Origin of the sequence: Trinickia dinghuensis, assembly GCF_003367175.1 — a bacterium.
Lineage (GTDB): Bacteria > Pseudomonadota > Gammaproteobacteria > Burkholderiales > Burkholderiaceae > Trinickia > Trinickia dinghuensis.
Window position 1 is genome coordinate 251,505 of record NZ_QRGA01000006.1, and the last position, 15,968, is coordinate 267,472.

The following is a 15,968-nucleotide window of genomic DNA, read 5'->3' on the forward strand; positions in this document are numbered from 1 at the left end:
CCGATAGCTGCATTGCAGATAAAAGTAAAAAACTTCCACGGCCCCAAGCGAATTTCTCGCCGCCCTACTAGAATTGCTGCTTTGCGGGTAAACACCCCTTGATCACGGCAGTCGGCAATGCACCAGATTGAAGCAGCAAAGAACAAGACGGCCTGGGTCATCCTGGCTTTGGCGGTCGGCGGCTTCGCGATCGGCGTGACCGAATTCGCGACGATGAGCGTCTTGCCGCTATTCGCCCAAGGGCTCGGCATCAGTGCGCCGGTGGCGGGCCACGTGATCAGCGCTTACGCGTTGGGCGTGGTGGTCGGCGCACCGGCACTCGCCGTGCTCGGCGCGCGGCTCGACCGCCGCGATCTGCTGATTGCCTTGATGGCATTGTTCGTCGTAGGCAATACGCTGAGCGCGCTCGCGCCGAGCTATCACTGGATGCTCCTGTTCCGTTTCATCAGCGGATTGCCGCATGGGGCCTATTTCGGCGTGGCGGCACTCGTCGCGACCTCGCTCGTGCCAGCGAACCGCCGCACCGCGGTCGTAGGCCGCGTGTTCCTCGGGCTCACGTTCGCCACGATCGTCGGCGTGCCGTTCGCGAACTGGCTCGGCCATGCCCTCGGCTGGCGCTGGAGTTTCGGCTTCGCGGCGTTGATGGGCGCGGTCACGATGACGTGTGTGCGGCTGTGGGCACCGTCGACTCCACCAGCAGCCGATGCGAGCCCGCTGCGCGAACTGAACGCGCTCAAGCGCACGCAGGTCTGGTACACGCTCGGCATCGGCGCAATCGGTTTCGGCGGCCTGTTCGCGGTCTATACGTATCTAGCGAACGTGCTCACGTCCGTCACGCATGCCTCGGTGGGCGCCTCGTCGCTCGTGCTCAGTGTCTTCGGCATCGGAATGACGATCGGCAACGTCGTCGTGCCGATGTTCGCGGATCGCGCGGTGATGCGCACGGCCGGGCTCCTGCTCGTCTGGAGTGCGCTGACGCTGCTCGCCTTTCCGCTCGCGGCCCCCAACATCTGGACGATCTCGGCGGACGTCTTCTTGATCGGCGTGGGCGGCTCGCTCGGCACCGTGCTGCAGATCCGCTTGATGGATGTCGCCGAAGATGCGCAAAGCCTGGCCGCCGCGCTCAATCATTCGGCGTTCAACACGGCCAATGCACTGGGGCCGTTTCTCGGTGGCCTCGCGATCGCGGGCGGATTCGGCTGGACTTCTCCGGGATGGGTGGGCGCGCTGCTCGCCGTCGCCGGTCTAGGGATCTGGGCGATGGCGGGCGTGGCTCAGCGCAATGCCGATCGCAAGGCGGCGCTGTTGGAGCGCCGCTCCGCCTGAGAGGCATGGACGGCGACGCACCGAAATCCGCTCGAAACCGAGCGAACTCGCCCCTGCTCTATCCTCACTTTCCCCCACTATCGAGGCGCTCATGAGCGATACACAAACCCTTGCCAAGCTCGCGCAGGTGATCGGCGCGCAGCTCACCGCACAACAACTGGCGTATGCACAACTCGTCAAGCAACTCGAGGAGAAGGGTGTCCTCAGTGCCGACGAGGTAGCGAAGAACCTCGAGCTATCCGCGGCAATGATTCCATCGGAAACGCTCAATGCCGACGGGCTCGAGAAAGCGCTCTACCAGATCGCTGGAATGGTTCGCGCGGCAACGGCCAAGCCCGCTTCTCCGGACTCGCAATAGCTGGAGCTGGAGCTGGAGCTGGAGCTGGAGCTGGAGCTGGAGCTGGAGCTGGAGCCGAAGTTGGAATGAAGTCCGCGGCTGGGTGCCGCGGCACCGTATGCAGTGGGAATCGCCAGCGGGCCCGTGCTATTTCCACTTCGCGCCGAGCGCCTCCAACCCGGCTTTCTGCAGGTCTTCAGGCAGCATCACGACGCGAAACTCACAGTCGGCGTTGAACGTCAGAAACCACGGCTCAGCGAATGCGGGAATCTGCGACGGATCATCGAGGTTGACGACGAGGACAGCTCCGCGTCCTCTGCTTTGCTCAGTAAAATAGGCCGCTTCCGGTTTCATCGCATCGAGTATCTTCGCCATCACCTCCCCGATGGTGCCGTCGCGCACGAAAGCATTGAACGGCTCGTGGGGGATATGTACGTTCAGAAGCATGCGCATGGTCGTTCTCCTTGCGTAAGGCTTTAAAAGAACTCATCGAGCCTTCGAGCATAAGAGATCCACGTTGCCGCTTTAGTGGGCGCGGCAACACAGCGCGTCGATCGGTCCGGAAATTGCTGCGACGGCATCGCACAATCCTCTCGCGTGGAAAAATGCCTGAACAGCAGCGGGATCGAAGCGAGAACGCATCGCCTCACCACAATCCAAGCAGCGGCGCGCTCGTAATCGGCGCGCTAGGCGTCGTGTTCGGCGATATCGGCACGAGCCCCATCTATGCGTTGCGTCAAGCCGTCGTCGACGCGAATTCGATCGACGTGCAGCTCGTCATGGGCGCGCTGTCGATGATCGTTTGGGCCGTCGTGATCGTCGTCATGCTGAAGTACGCGTGGTATGTGATGCGCGCGGACAACGAAGGCGAAGGCGGGATCATCGCACTGACGGCCCTCGTCAGATCGGGCTACGAGGAGGCCGGGCGGAAGGTGCCGCAAGCGCTGCTGCTCGCGGGACTCTTCGGCGCCGCGATGTTTTATGGCGATTCGATCGTGACCCCAGCCGTATCCGTGTTGTCGGCCGTCGAAGGACTGAGCGAAATCAGCCCGTCTTTCGAGCCGTGGATCGTGCCGATCGCGGCAATCATCCTGACCGCGCTCTTTTCTTTCCAGCGGCGCGGCAGTTCGGTCGTCGGGCGAGCATTCGGTCCCGTGATGGCCGCATGGTTCCTATCCCTTGCCGCGATCGGGCTGTATCGGGTCGCCCAACATCCCGAAGTATTGCGCGCGCTGTCGCCCCGATGGGCCATTTCGCTGATGGCGGGCCATCCGCAATGGGCATTCACGATTCTCGCCGCTGTGATTCTCGCACTGACGGGAGCGGAAGCCCTGTACGCCGACGTCGGTCACTTCGGACGCCGCGCGATCCGCATCGCGCTCATCGTCATCGTGTTTCCGTCGATCATCATCGGTTACTTCGGGCAGGCGGCGACCCTATTGTTCGTGCCCGGCGCCGCTCGTCAGCCGTTCTTCCACGCGGCGCCATCGTGGGCGCTCATACCTAGCGTCATCATCGCGATGCTCGCGACGATCATCGCTTCGCAAGCCGTGATTTCCGGAGCGTTTTCGATGACGAGCCAGGCGATCGAACTGGGCTTTCTGCCGCGTTTGCGAGTGATCGAAACGTCCAAGGAGCAACGCGGGCAGGTGTATGCGCCCGCCGTCAACGTCATCCTGTTCGTTGCCGTGCTGTTTCTCGTGCTGACTTTTCGAAGCTCGTCGAAGCTGACTTCGGCTTACGGTATTGCAGTCGGCATCACGATGCTGATCACCACCATTCAAATGATCAGCGTGTCGCGCAACGTCTGGCATTGGCCCGGCTATCGCGTGGCGCTCGTGAGCGTACCGCTGCTCGTCGTCGACCTGATGCTGGTGTCCGCGAACGTTCCGAAGATCGTTTCCGGAGGCTGGTTTCCGATCGCCGTGGGGCTGGTCCTTTTCATCTTGATGTCGACCTGGAATCGCGGGCGCGAGATTGCCGCGACGAGCGCGAACGACGCCGATCCGCTCGATGCGTTTTTGCGCGACGCGCTGGCGGGCCCTGACCGTCCGGCGCGCGTGCCCGGCACGGCCGTTTATCCGGGAAACGTATCGGGAATGACGCCGGCCGCATTCAAAAGCAACATCCGGCACAATCGCGTGCTGCACGAGACGACGATCTTCTTCGCCAACATATCGGAGTCCGCGCCGCGGATCGATGATAAAACACGCATCGACGTGCGAGACCTCGGCAACGGGTGCTTCGAGGTCATTGCGCATCATGGATTCGTCGAGCGTCCTAATTTGCCGCGGCTGCTCGAATCGCTGGCCGGACGATTCGACGGCTGGCGCTACGATCCTCGGCGCACCACGTTTTTCTTGCCGCGCGATGAAATGATCAATGAGCGTTCGCACGGCCGCATGATGCATTGGCGCGAAGCGCTCTTCGGACAGATGTCGTTTCATTCCACCCCCAGCGCCGAATACTATGGGCTTCGCGCGCAGGATGTCGTTGAATTGGGCGTGCAGGTCGCGCTTTAGATCTTCCCGTTACGCCGGCTGATCGATGCGACCGCACAGCACGCGATTCACCTGCGTCATCGCAGAATCCCCACTCGCGCCATAGACACGAAATTCCTGCAGTGAGCGTGGCCATCGGCGCGCTAGTGTTCGTGCTATCAGTGTTTGTGTTTGTGTTTGTCTTTGCCTTTGCGTGAGACAGAGCGCTGGCCGGCAGCCTTTGGCAAGCGCCGAGGATTGGCAAGGAGCTCGATCAGCCGTGTCTCGCATGCGGAATACGCATACCCACGCCGCTGCGAGACCATGAAGGTGAGCGGGCGCATGTGCCAAGCGCGCCTTTGGAGTTCGACAAGTGCTCCACTCGCGAGGTCTTCCGCCACCAGATGATGCGGCATGTGCCCCCAGCACAAGCTCCCCCTGAGCAGATCATGCTTCGCGCCGAGGTCATTCACCCGCCACTGGCGCTCACTGGCAACCCCCTGTTGGGTCTTTTCCGCATCGGGCTGATTGTCGGTTACGACGAGCTGGATGTGCCGGCCAAATTCCTCCCGCGGGATCGGCCCCGCGATTGCGGCCAGCGGATGCGATGGCGCACAGACAGTCACCATTTGCGCTTCGCATAAATGCTGCCTTTCTACGGTAGCGGGGCTCAGCTCCGGCACATCCATGATCGTCACCGCCAATCCACACGTGCCTTCAAGAACCAAACGCTCCCCGTCTGGCATGGTCGTCATACGCAGATTGATTGCAACCGTCGGAAAGTCCGACTGCAGGGTGCGCAGGCATTCAATCAGGTGCGCACGCGGAAAATAGGTATCCACGGCGATCGAGACCTGTGGGACCCCGGCTTCGGCAATCGAAACCGCGCGCATCTTCATTTCCTCGGTGCGTGAGATCACCCCACGAGCATCGGGCAGGAGGCTGCGGCCCGCGGCCGTCAGCGTCGCTTTGCGCGTGTTGCGCTCGAACAGCACCACATCAAAGGCACTCTCGAGCGCGTTGATCGCGTGACTGATCGCCGACGGTGCACGCTTCAGCTCCCGTGCAGCCCCCGAAAAACTTCCTTGGTCACATACGGCGACGAAAGCCCGGAGTTGATTGATGGTGACGTTGTCGAGCATGGATATCCAAAAAGTAGATGGTACTTATAGATATTTAGTCAATTGGCTTCATGAAGCAAGCGCTCCAGAATGGTGTTTGTCGCTTTTGTTTCGAAGGATGCATGACATGAACAGACTGAATGGAAAGACCGCCGTGATCACCGGCGGCGCTACCGGCATCGGCCGCGCAGCGGCAAAGCGCTTCATCGATGAGGGCGCCTTCGTCTTCATCTTCGGCCGCCGGCAGGAAGCGCTCGACGCCGCTCTGGCCAACCTTGGGCCCAATGCCCGCGCGGTAAAGGGCTCGGTCTCCGATCCGGCCGACCTCGACCGGCTCTATGCGGCGGTGAAATCCGAGCGCGGAACCCTCGACATCGTCTTCGCCAATGCCGGTGCGGGAAGCCAGCTGCCACTCGGCAAGATCACCGCCGAGCACATTGACGAAATCTTCGACACCAATGTGAAAGGTTCGATCTTCACGGTCCAGAAGGCGCTACCGCTGATGGGCAAGGGCGGTTCGATCATCTTGACCGGATCGAGCGCCGGCACCACGGGCGCCCCGGCGTTCAGCGCCTATAGCGCCAGCAAGGCAGCGGTGCGCAACCTCGCGCGGACCTGGGCGGAGGACCTGAAGGGCACCGGCATTCGGGTGAACGTGCTGTCGCCCGGGCCGACGGCAACCGAACTCGCGGTGGAAGCGCTAGGCGAGGAAGGCATGAAGGTCTTCGCCTCGCTCAATCCGCTCAAGCGCATGGCCGATCCGGCGGAGATCGGCGCTGTGGCTGCCTTTCTCGCATCGCCGGACAGCAGCTTCATGACCGCCAGCGAGGTCGCCGTCGACGGCGGCCTAGCGCAAATCTGACGCGCTACGCCCTGCCGGTCGCTCCATTCGACATCCGGAGCCCGCGGGGCGTGGTCAACCTAAGGAGAATTCGTCGATGTGACCAATGCCTACGGCGTGCCGCCCGAGGAACTGGGCGGACAACCTTCGGCCAAGTTCGTCGCGCGGGCCTTCACCGGCGGAAAGCTGGTTAAAGGCTTCAATCATTTGGCCGCCGCGGTCCTTGCCCAAGACCCAGCCGTTCATGGCGGCAGGAGAGTCGTGTTCCTGACGAGCGACGATGACAACGCAGCAGCGGAGATCGGTGCGCTTGCGGAAGATCTCGGTTTCTCGCCGATCAAGCTTGGCGGGCTTGGGGAAGGTGGACTGCTTGTGCAGGGGTGCGGAAAAAGCTGGGGTCAACTGATCTTCAAAGACTTGGTCAAGTTCGATTGATGAACTTCCACTGTCGATATATCGGCGTCCGCGCCGCGGATCGGCGATGAAACGCGCATCGACGTGCGAGACCTCGGCGGCGGGGGCGTCTAGGTGCTGTTGCGTTCGACGCGTTCACGCTTTTCGATCCGCGGCCCGTTGGGGAGCTTGCAGAACAGCTATTTCCAAGCAAGGGGAAGGAACTGATTGTTGCCTGGCGCACCCGGCAATTCGAGTACACGTGGCTCCGTACGTTGACGCGAACCTATGTCGACTTCTGGCACGTTACGGAGGATGCGCTTCGCTTTGCGGCTCAATTCGTCAAGCTCAATCTGACGCCGGAAAAAAGCGATCGCTTGATGCAGGCATGGCTTGGCGTCAAGGCGTGGCCCGATGCGCTCCCAGCGCTTACGGACATGAAACAGCAGGGTCTTCGTCTCGCTATTCTCGCGAATCCCACGACGACGATGTTGGACGCCTGGATCGCGAATTCGCAACTCGAAGGGCTATTTGAACCGCCCCATCGCTGTACCGAGCGCGCAGCGTGCACGGATGGCCGAGGATGTCGCCCTGCCGCAGCGTGATGCTTCGCTCGATCTCGAGGCAAGCTCGCCAACGACTTGACGCCTAGGACTGATCGACATCGGTTCGCCCCCCACCTACTCGACCAAACTCACCTGCAACGCGCGTTGATCGACTCGCCCATGATCGTCGATCGCCCGCACGTTGTAATTACCCGCAGCGCCCGGTTTCCAATACAGCGCGGTGCCGGGAGCACTCCGTCCCACATACGCATCGTTGACGAACCAGTACAGTGCGTGCGCGTCCGCATCCGTCGTCGCGCTGAACGCGATCCGCTGCTTGTCCGGCTGCGTGAGCCGCATCGTATAAACGCTGCCGAACACCGGCGACGTAATTTGCGGCGGACTGCCGTCCGGCGTGCCGGCATTGCGGCATTCCGGATTGACCGGCGGCTTGCGGCGCGGAATCCCCGCTTGCGCGAACACCTGCTGCAGATCCGATGACCAGAACTCGTACACCTCTTCGTGCGTGTGCTTGCCTTCATAAGGAGGACACGCAGGCAAGCCAGTCGCATCGTCGATCACCAAAGGACGATGCACATTGCTCACGCGAATCGGCGACTTGCCCGGAATGAACCAGGTCCATCCGCGTTGCGGGCACCACTGGTTCGGCAAATCCCCGCTCGCCAGACAGATCTGCACGCGTTTGAGATTCTTAGGTTTAGGCCGCGGCGGTTCGGCCAGTTGCGGAAACTCGGCTTCAAGCCCATCGACGATCTGAAAGAACAGCGGCGCCCCCGCCTCCACGCCGACGAAGGCCGGATTGCCGGTGCTATCGAAGTTGCCGACCCACACCACGAGCACGTACGGACCGAATACGCCGGCCGTCCACGCATCGCGAAACGCCCAAGACGTACCCGTCTTCCAATACACGGGCAAATGCGACGGCTGCGCGCCGGTGGTCTCGTCCGGCCGCAGATGCTGCCGCAGAATGTCCATGACCATAAAACTGGCCTCGTCGCTCAGCAGGCGAATACCGCGCGAGCGCGGATCGCTCGCGCGCAGCCGCAACGGTTCGAGCAAGCCGCGATTGGCCAGCATCGCATAGAGCGAAGCAAGCTCCTGCATCGACACTTCGCCCCCGCCCAACACCAGTGCGAGTCCATAGTGCTGCTCACTCGCCATATGGCCGATGCCCGCTTCCTGCAGGAACTGATAAAGATCGGGGTTATGCAACTGAGACGCGACCCACACGGCCGGCACGTTGCGGCTCCGGTTCAGCGCATCGGTCGCCGTGATAGGCCCAAGGAAGTGGCCGTCGAAATTCTCGGGCGCATAAGGCCCAAATGAAGTGGGCACGTCGCGCAGCACGGTTTGCGGATGCAGCACGCCCTGATCGAAACCCAGCCCATAGATGAACGGCTTGAGCGTCGACCCCGGCGAGCGCCGCGCCAACGTGCCGTTCACCTGCCCGTGGATCGGGCGATTGAAATAATCCGCCGAGCCCACCAGCGCCTTGATGCCCATGTCGCGCGTATCGACGAGTATGGCCGATGCATTGCGAATGCCGATGTTGTTATTGCGAGCCACGAAGCGCGTGACCTCACGCTCGAGAACGTGCTGAAGCCGCAGATCCAGCGTCGTTCGCACGCGCGATTCGTGGTCGGCGCCGTCCATCCGCAGCGCCGTCAGCACCTGATCGACCGCGTGCGGCGCTTCGAACGGCAGCGCCGACAGCGGCCGGATACTCAACGGCAGCGCGAACAAAGGCCGCAACGCAGCATCCCGCGGATGACTCACCAGCCAGCGCACGTAAAGGCGGTTGCGCGCGACGGTAAGCGCATGGTTGATCACGGTTTCGGTACCCGCGCCGGAGGCCTCTTTGGCAGGAACGCTCGGCAAACGATGGGTCGGGTCCTGCGGAATCACAGCCAGCGCCAGCGCCTCCGGCAAGCTCAGCGCGCCCACCGGACAGTTGAAATACGCAATGCTCGCCGCGCCCGCGCCTTCGACGTTGCGGCCATACGGCGCATCGTTCAGATAGGCCTCGAGAATCTGTTTCTTCGAATAGAACAGTTCCAACTGGACCGCGCGAGCCACTTGCTCGAGCTTGCCCCACGGCGTACGCGTACCGAGATGCCAGAGCGAGCGCGCGAGTTGCATGGTAATGGTCGACCCGCCCTGCGGATTGCCATGCCTCACATAAGTCACCCACGCGCCACGCGCAAGCCCGTAAGGATTGAATCCGGGGTGCCAGCGAAACCACCGATCTTCGTGCAACAGCACGGCATCGACGAGTTGCGGCGACATGTCCTCGAGCGGTACCCACAGGCGGAAGCGGTCGTCGCTCGCGAGGGTCAGGCGCAGCAGCCGGCCGCGGTCGTCATACACCGCCGTGGAAGACGGCTTCCAGTCGCGCAGCGGCGGATGCGGCCATAGGCGGCACGCAACCAGGACACCGACGACGAGCAGCGCGCCGACGAGCCAGTTCTGCAGGCGCCGGAGCCAATTGCCGCACGCCAGCAGTAAAGACCGTAAGGACCGGATTGAAACCACGATAAGGAAATAAGCGGAAGTGCGGAAGCGGAAACGGAAGCAGAGGCCCGCCGGGCGACACGTCATCGAGCACGAACGATAGACGTGTGACCCGGCGCGGAATTACTGTGGACGCTCCACTGTGAGCGTAGCGCCGCTCGGCGAGCGTGCCTGAATGCGGCGATCGTACATCGACTCGCCGAAGGCCGGCGGGACGATGTACTTGCCTGCGTTTCCGGCCCGGATGCGATACACGAACTCCTTCACGTCAGGCGTCGCGGTGCCGTAAATCACGACGCGATCTTCTCGAATGTCCGCATACTCGGGCTGCCACGTCGAGGTCGACAAGCCGATCGGCGAACGCCACTGCGGGCTCTGCGCGCCGCTACTTCCGTTGTCGCCGTCTTGGTTCGACTGGTCGCCGGACTGATCGGCCGACTGGTCGCCCTGCCCACCCTGTCCGTTACCGCTGTCGTCCGATGGGCTCGGGGCCGGCGGCGGCTCGATCACCGGGTCAAAGCCACCCGGCAGCAGATCGACGATCGCGACATTGCCCACGGCCTGCTCCCCCGTCGCGCGAATCTTGACGTGGACCTCGATCTCCTCGCCGACCGTGATCTTGTCGAGCGGCTTGCCGTTGGCATCCGTGTAGTCGCGCACGATCTCGAGGCCATCCTTGATCGCCTTGTCGGGCACGCCGCGGTCGTAGCCCGACTGGCTCGTCACCCGCCATGCCGGCATGCCGCTGCCGTTCACGAACCGCAGCTTCGCCGCCGCCGCGCTCCAGCTACCGGATTGCAGCAAGTTGGCCTGCAACGACGAGATCGGCTTGACGCTGCCGTCCGCATGCACCTCGTCGATTGCAAGCTTGTCCAAACCGGTCGCGTTCAAGCTTGCATAGGCATCGAGCGCGAGCACCGTCATCGACGCGGACAACGTATTGAACTCGTTGCGCGAGAGCGGCCCGGCGATGTTTTCCATGACCTGAGGCGACAGCGCCTTGGCACGATCGGGGAAATACTTCGCCAGCAGATAGAGCACGCTCGCATCGCGCGTCAACGGATCGCTGTAGTAGCCGTAGACGAAGTTCTTGTCGTCCTGCTTGCCTTCGAGCGCGCGCTGCGGCCCGGCAATCAGCGTCGTGGCTTCCTTGTCCTGCTGCAGCAACTCGTAGGCCGCCGCGAGCCACGCCGCCGCGAGGTCGTTCTTCCAGTCGTTCGGGAACGCCTGCTGCAGGCGCTTCTGCACCGCAGCCAGATCGTTCGTCGTCACGTTCCCCTCGCGCGTCAGCAGATAGACCGCATAGGCCCGCTGGCGCAGCTCGTCGAGCGTATCCAAACTGTCGTCGCTCGCCAGGTGATGCAGATACTGGTTGCCCGCGTCGAGCATGTCCTTCGGCACCGCCACGCCGCGGTCGCGCGCTTCCAGCAGGAAGTGCATCGCGTAGGCGGAAATGAACGGATCCGCATCGGGCGTGGCCGTCCATACGCCGAAACCGCCGTCGCTGTTCTGCCGCGAACGCAGCACGTCGAGCATCTGCGCGAGCGCCTGATCGTTGCTCTGCGTTGCGGCGCCGCCCGCCGGCTGCAACGCACGCGTGAGCGCCGGAACCGCCGGCCACTTCGTGGCAATCAGTCTCGGCATCGCCTCGCTGACAAGCTGCTCGCTGCAGTAGTTCTGCGCGTTGACGAGCCACGACGTCAGCCCTTGCGACAGCACCACCGGTATGGTCGAGAAATTCGCATCGCGCGAAGCATACGCGTCGTACATCGAGCGCAATCCCGACACGTCCGCGTTGCTGTTCGCGCCCACCCGCGCAATATCCACCTGCGTGCGATACGCGGCGGCAGGACGCACGGACAGGTCAATGCTCTGCGTCGCCGACTTGCCGCCATAGCGGGCGCTGAAGGTCAAAGTGCCCGACCCGAGCGTGCCCGTCGCCTTGACGTGGAACAACGCCGCTCCTTCGCGCATCGATGCCAGATTCAACTGCTGCGAAGCATTGCCGATCACCTGCAACTGCGGGCCGGTCTTCAAAGCCACCGTCACCGGGATCGGCTTGTCGCCTTGGCCTGTCAGGTTGTTGGCCACGCCAACGCTGACCTCGGCTTCGTCGCCGGGCGCGAGCGTGGTCGGCACGTTCGGCGACAGCACGAAATCACCCCGCACCGTGGTGCTCGACGTGACCGTGCCCACCTGGTCCGGCGACACCGCCACCGCCATCACCCGCAGCTTCCCGTTGAAGTAGTCCGGTACCGTATAGGTAACGTCCTTCTCGCCGTCGACATCGACGATGCCGGACCAGTACACCACCGGCTTGTCGCGTTTGCGCTTGAACGGATTGAGCTGGCTGCCGATCGCGTCGTCCGCATCGCCGCCCGGCGCCGCCATCTGCATCAGCTTTTCGAACTCGGGCAAAATCAGATCGAGGATCTGCGACGTCCCCACTTCAAGCATGCGCTTGCGGAAGAAGTACTGCAGCGGATCGCCCAGCTTGTAGCGCCCCACCTGCAGGATGCCTTCGTCGACGGCGAACACCACCGCCTTCGTCGGATGCGCGGCGTGCAGCTTGAACGTCACCGTCTGCCCCGGCTTCACGAGGGGCGGCGCATCGAGCGTCAGCGCATTGCGCCGCGCGTCCATGCTCACCGAGAACGGCACGACGCCGTAGCTCAGCGGGCTCATGAAAACCTCGTCGGACGACGGGTCGCGAATGTACTGCACGTTGATGTAGCCGTTGCCTTCGAAGCCGGCCGGCACCGTGATGTGCTGAACGGAACTCGTCGTATCGGAATGGAACCATGCGTGCGCGTACACCTTGTCGCGCTCGATCGTGATCAGGCCGCTGCCCGCATAGGGTGCGCGGATCGCGATCTCCACCGGTTCGCCCGGCGCGTAGTCGTGCTTGCTCAGGTTGATCTGCAATTCGGCGTTGCGATCCAGCGAACGGGAGACGTTCGCATCGCCCGCCACCGAGTATTCGACGCGGTTCACTTCCGTGCGGTCCGCGCGGCGGATCACCACTGCGTAGTTGCCCGGCTTGTCGGTCGGCAGTGTGTATTGAAGCCCCGCGGCCGGGATCGTCAGCGGATTCTCGCTGATGGGGATTTCCTTCAGGCGCGAGTCGTACTTGTAGACGCCCGAATCCTGCTTGGTCAGCACCGAGACATAGCGGCGCTCAACAAGCTGCGCCGTCAGGCCCTTCAGTTCCATCGCCTTGGCCTGCGGATCGATCGCCACGAAGCGAACGGTGCGCGGGCTGCCGCGCTGCACGTAGGACAGATCGTCGATCGATTTGTAGCCGACGAGCCAGTCGTCGTTGGACACGAGCGTCTGCGCGCTCGCCGCCACGCTGCGCCCACCCTCGGGCTCATAGGCCTTCGCCAGGAAATACAACTGGTAGGTCGCGTCCGCGTACTTCTTCAGATCGAGATCGAACTGGGCGTGGCCCTTCTCGTCGGTCTTGCCGTCTTGCAGGTTGGTCGTATAGCCCTCCTGCGCGCGCCGGACGTCGAAGAAGTGATAGTCCTGCCAGCTATGGAATTGCGGCCACACGGGGCGCAGCGTCAGCGACGCCTCGACGCGCCGGTCCGCCGCGGGCGTGCCGAACAGGTTCTGTGCATCGACGATGCCCGTCAGCTGATCGGGTTTGACCCAGCCTTCGGCCACTTGCTGCGACAGCTTCGCCTCGACCTTCATGCGATCCGGCAGAAACTCCTTCACCTGTACCGTGGTCGAGCCGATCGGCGCATCGGTCTTGCCGTTCTTGACGATGTAGAGATTGACCGTCCACGTGCCCGTCGGCGCCGTCTCCGACGGCGTATACGACACTTCGCTGAAACCGGAATCGTCGACCGAGACCGGCATGCGCTTGACCGTGATGCCGCGCGGATCCACGACTTCCGCCTGCAGCGGCACGCCCGACGGGCTGCGCGACCAGCTTGCCGCGCGAACGATCAGGCCGATATGGAACAGATCGCCCGGGCGATAAATGCCGCGGTCCGAGAACAGATACGCGGACAGTTGGCCCTCGCTCGTCGGATTGCGCTCGCCGCCCACGTCGAAGCGCGAGAAGTCGAGCTGGCGATCTTGGCCGCCCACGGGCAGGAACGACAGGTCGTCGTCCTTCTTCACCACGTACAGCATCGGTTTCTTCTCGTGGTCCAAGCCCTTGAACGTCGGGAAATGCACGACCCCGTCGGCCGTCGTGTCCTGCGTGTAAAGGGTCTGGCCGTTCAGCGCGAGCACCGATACCGTCGCGCCGCCTACCGGCTGCCCGGTATGGATCGACTGCACGAACACGTCCTGGCTGCCGTCGAGCGCGCGCTTGACCAGCATGCCGAGATCCGTCACGACGATCATGCGGGTGTCGGTGGGCGATGCGTCGTTGTCGTTGCTGTCGCCGTTGCTCGCGTCGTCGCCGCCGTTGTTGCCGTCGTCGGCGTTGTCGTTGCCATTACCGTCAGCAGCAGCCTGTGCCGCCTTGTCGGCCTTTTTCTTTTCCGCGACCGGATCGTAGGCCGACAAATGCAGCAGGAATACACCGCGTTTCCCGTCCTTCAGATACTGGCCGAGATCCACGCCCTCGTAGTGCGCCTCGCCGGGGCCGGCCTTCGGGAACACGCGCTTGCTCTCGAAACGCTCGACGATATGATCTTCGCTGAAGTTATAGCCGAGGTCCGGCTGGGTATACGTGCCCTGATTGAAGCTCACCAAATGCTGCAGTTGATCCGGCAGCACGCGGCCAATCTCCAGCTTCATGCCCGGCAAGTTGCGCGACACGACCGAAATCCGCTTGCTGCCGCTCATCGACAGCAGCGAGCCGTCCGCCATGAAACGCAACAGCTTCGGATAGTCGGGCACGGTGAAAGTCTGAACCGTGGACTTGCCGAGCACGTAGCCGCCGAACGACTTCAGACCGGACGCAATCCGCACGTAAACGCGCTGTCCCGGATCCGCGTGGAACTTGAAGCTCTGCAGTTCGGCGAATTCGTTCTCGGTCGGGACAAGTTCGAGGCTGAGCGGTTTCGATTGCCGCAGCACGGTTTCGCTGACGTCCGCCGTATCCCATTCGTAGGGCGGATCATCGTCGTTTTGATCGACGCCCGGCTTTCGCTTCGGCAGCACCCACGCTTTGATCACATTGCCAAGATCGCTGCCGCGCACCGCGCCGCTGATCTCGGTGACGAGCACCTGTTCCGGCTCGTAGTGGTCGTTGTCGACGAGCGTCGGGCTCACGCTTTTCACCGAGAGGCTGTACAGACCCGGCACGCGCACCACCGACGTCAACGGATCCTTGGTGCCCGCGCCGCCGCGCGAACTGCGTACGCCGCTATCGAGCGTCAGTTGCACCGAGCCGTCGTCTCGGGGCAGGTCGAGCGGCTGCGAATGGACCCATGCGGTCAGCTTCGTGGCGTCGTAAACCACGGAAAACTTCAACGGTGTATTGAACTTGCCGTCGGTTCCCGCCATTGCGAGGGAGATTCGCTTTTCGAACTGCGCCGTGTCGACCGGGTAGTTGAAGCGCACCGGCATGATGGTTTTCTTCGCCGTGGCGTTCTGCGGATCCTGATAGAACTCCGCGTCGGCCGCCTGCGCGATGAACGGCGCGGTATCGAAAGCGATATGATCGTCCGCCATCAGTACATGGGGCGCGAAAGCCTGCTTTACGTCGAAGTTCACTTCGAAATGCGTGCCGATGGGCCAATCGGCAGCGGGCATGAAGCGCAGCGTGCGATCGTCCGCCCAAGTCCATTCGCCCTTCAACGCGGGCTTCATGACGATGCCTTTGGTGACCGTCTTGCCCACCAATTCGATCGGCGCGCCCGAGTGCGAGAGATCGATTTCCAGCGGATGAATCGTGATCTTCGGGGTGCCGTCCGACTGCACGTAGCTCGTGACGGGCGGTGCTTTGACCTGGAAGGTGATGCGCTCGGGCTCGGGCGCCTTCGGACGATGCACGTACCAGTACCCGCCGCCCCATGCCGCCGCGACGAGCGCCACCGCGGCCAGCGTGCCGAACGCGAATTGCCGCGGCCGGCGGCGGATCGCGGCGCCCGTGGCCGGAGCCCATGCCGGCGCGGACCAAGAAACGGTGCCGAATATCGGACGCAGGACGAGCGCCAGGAAGCGGAGCAAGCCGCGCGCGACGCGCAGCGGCAGAAGAAGCAGATATCTCAGGAGGCCCATGCTTTTCATCTCGGGGATAAGCGCACAGCCCCTTACCCTCGATTCTTTTAACGTTTGTTATTACCGTCGAATTCGTCCGCGTGCTGCCACCCCTGGCACACGCCCCTTTTGCCGCAAAGCATTGGCGGCTCTACGTTTGCGCCTCTCAACGCGCGCGCGATGCCATTGGAAATAGATAGAGCGGGATAAAACTCGTCGGGATCA

The 15,968-nt window shown here is 62.9% G+C and carries 8 protein-coding genes and 1 pseudogene; 5 read left to right on the forward strand and 4 right to left on the reverse strand.

The window, feature by feature from the left end; all coding sequences use genetic code 11:
• Positions 1-117: 117 nt before the first annotated feature.
• Positions 118-1,326 carry an MFS transporter gene (locus tag DWV00_RS10990; protein WP_115533605.1) on the forward strand — a complete coding sequence of 403 codons (1,209 nt, stop codon included), beginning with the start codon at positions 118-120 and terminating at the stop codon, positions 1,324-1,326.
• Positions 1,327-1,417: 91 nt separating this feature from the next.
• On the forward strand, positions 1,418-1,684 hold the full coding sequence (locus tag DWV00_RS10995; protein WP_115533606.1) for a hypothetical protein: 267 nt from the start codon (positions 1,418-1,420) through the stop codon (positions 1,682-1,684).
• A 126-nt stretch (positions 1,685-1,810) separates the two neighbouring features.
• On the opposite strand, the gene DWV00_RS11000 is transcribed toward DWV00_RS10995, so the two are convergent.
• Positions 1,811-2,116: a panthothenate synthetase gene (locus tag DWV00_RS11000; protein WP_115533607.1), complete on the reverse strand. Its 306-nt coding sequence runs from the start codon at positions 2,114-2,116 to the stop codon at positions 1,811-1,813.
• 152 nt (positions 2,117-2,268) lie between these two features.
• Here DWV00_RS11000 and DWV00_RS11005 point away from each other — a divergent pair, with 152 nt between their 5' ends.
• A complete protein-coding gene (locus DWV00_RS11005; protein ID WP_115533608.1) occupies positions 2,269-4,185 on the forward strand; it encodes a potassium transporter Kup in 1,917 nt (638 codons plus the stop codon).
• Positions 4,186-4,322: 137 nt separating this feature from the next.
• On the opposite strand, the gene DWV00_RS11010 is transcribed toward DWV00_RS11005, so the two are convergent.
• The gene (locus tag DWV00_RS11010) at positions 4,323-5,285 is read right to left on the reverse strand and encodes a LysR family transcriptional regulator (RefSeq protein ID WP_115533609.1); all 963 of its coding nucleotides are present in this window, start codon (positions 5,283-5,285) and stop codon (positions 4,323-4,325) included.
• Between the two features lie 106 nt (positions 5,286-5,391).
• Between DWV00_RS11010 and DWV00_RS11015 the strand changes: the two genes are divergently transcribed.
• A complete protein-coding gene (locus DWV00_RS11015; RefSeq protein WP_115533610.1) occupies positions 5,392-6,126 on the forward strand; it encodes an SDR family NAD(P)-dependent oxidoreductase in 735 nt (244 codons plus the stop codon).
• 72 nt (positions 6,127-6,198) lie between these two features.
• Positions 6,199-6,540, forward strand: a pseudogene (locus DWV00_RS11020) (NAD(P)-binding domain-containing protein); the annotation flags it as partial.
• Between the two features lie 638 nt (positions 6,541-7,178).
• Here DWV00_RS11020 and pbpC read toward each other — a convergent pair.
• Positions 7,179-9,596 (reverse strand): penicillin-binding protein 1C, encoded by a 2,418-nt coding sequence (gene pbpC, locus DWV00_RS11030; RefSeq protein WP_245964822.1) that lies wholly within the window; start codon positions 9,594-9,596, stop codon positions 7,179-7,181.
• A gap of 102 nt (positions 9,597-9,698) precedes the next feature.
• A complete protein-coding gene (locus DWV00_RS11035; protein WP_115533885.1) occupies positions 9,699-15,764 on the reverse strand; it encodes an alpha-2-macroglobulin family protein in 6,066 nt (2,021 codons plus the stop codon).
• Positions 15,765-15,968 lie beyond the last annotated feature (204 nt).